We start from the raw sequence: 1335 nt of genomic DNA on the forward strand, positions 1-1335 counted from the left end.
GGTTACATTCCGAACCCGGAAGCTAAGCCCTCCAGCGCCGATGGTACTGCACTCGGGAGGGTGTGGGAGAGTAGGACACCGCCGGACATCTTTCGAAAAGGGCCACCCCCTAGGGGGTGGCCCTTTTCGTGTCTATCGCCGATTGGGCGGGGCCGGATCAGCCGGCACGACGGAGGCGACCGAGCATCCCGTTGAGGTCCTGGACGAAGAGCTCGTGGCGGAAGTAGTGCCCGCCGGGCACCTCGCGCCACTCGTGCGGGATCCCCGCCCGACCGAGAGCCGCCCGGAACTCGCGCTGGCCGGCCAGCACCTGGGTCTCGTTCACCGTGTCGAACCAGTTCACCGGGTCAGGTGAGGTGCCGGCAGCAAGGAAGATCCGCTTGTTGTGGTAGCTCCCGATGCGCTGTACGGGGTTGTCGGCGTTGACCCGCGCCTCGTCCCACAGCGGGGCGCCGTAGACCGTGCCGCCACCCAGCTCGACCGCGGCCGAGCTCAGGTTGGCCCAGTGCACGACGAGGCCGAGGTCTCTGCGCAGGCTGGCCGGCCCGGAGTGGGAGCTGACCGAGCAGAAGTGGCCGTAGTACTTCGCGGCGTACTTCAGGGCGCCGAACCCACCCATCGAGAAGCCGGCGACGGCGCGGCCGTTGTACTCGGGGAAGGTGCGGAAGTTCTGCTCGATCCACGGCAGCAGCTGCGCCATGTGGAAGGTCTCCCAGTTGCGGGGCCCGGTGTTGCTGCTGACCGGGTTGGAGTACCAACCGGTCGCGGCGTCCGGCATGACGACGATGATCTCCCGGCCGGCGGTGAGGTTGATGATGTTCTCGTACATGTGGAAGGTCCGGAAGTCGGCGTTCCCGCCGTGCAGCAGGTACAGCACCGGGTAGCGCTTGTTGCTGGTGTGGTAGCCGTCGGGCAGCAGGACGTTGACCGCGGGATCCCACGCGATCGCGTCGGTGGCGAAGCGGTAGTACTGGAGGCGACCGCCGTTCTCGTTGCGGTCGACGATGCGCAGGCCGTGCCCGTCGCCGGCGGCCTGGGCGGCCAGCGGCGCACCGAAGGCACCGGCCAGCGCGCCGGCGGCAGCGACTCCCGCCGCTCCGGTCAGGAGCCGCCGGCGGCTGAGGGGCCGAGCGCCGTCAGGGGTGAAGTCCATCGATTCTCCTCGGGGAAGCTGCTGTGTGTTCGAGGGCTGGTGACGCCCGCTGCGCGGCCACGATCCCGGCATCGGCCGGTGTCGTGCCGATTCAGGTGGTGGGGGGTTCAGAGGGTGGTTTCTCCGGGGAGGCCGAAGAAGTCGTGCCATTTGGTGGTGGGGGTGAAGGTGGTGCCGGTGGA

Annotated in this window: 1 protein-coding gene and 1 rRNA gene; one reads left to right on the forward strand and one right to left on the reverse strand. The window is 68.6% G+C overall.

Annotated elements, in window-relative coordinates; all coding sequences use genetic code 11:
- A 5S ribosomal RNA gene (gene rrf, locus ACFYZF_RS30630) occupies positions 1 to 87 on the forward strand; the annotation flags it as partial.
- A 70-nt stretch (positions 88 to 157) separates the two neighbouring features.
- Here rrf and ACFYZF_RS30635 read toward each other — a convergent pair.
- Positions 158 to 1153, reverse strand: a complete 996-nt coding sequence (locus tag ACFYZF_RS30635) for an alpha/beta hydrolase (RefSeq protein WP_387026667.1) — start codon at positions 1151 to 1153, stop codon at positions 158 to 160.
- Between the last annotated feature and the right edge of the window lie 182 nt (positions 1154 to 1335).

This window comes from Micromonospora sp. NPDC001898, from assembly GCF_042891255.1.
Lineage (GTDB): Bacteria > Actinomycetota > Actinomycetes > Mycobacteriales > Micromonosporaceae > Micromonospora.

What these genes read in the sequence shown, in the direction of transcription:
- ACFYZF_RS30635 (WP_387026667.1), bottom strand. Translation starts at nt 1,153, where the DNA reads ATGGACTTCACCCCTGACGGCGCTCGGCCCCTCAGCCGCCGGCGGCTC.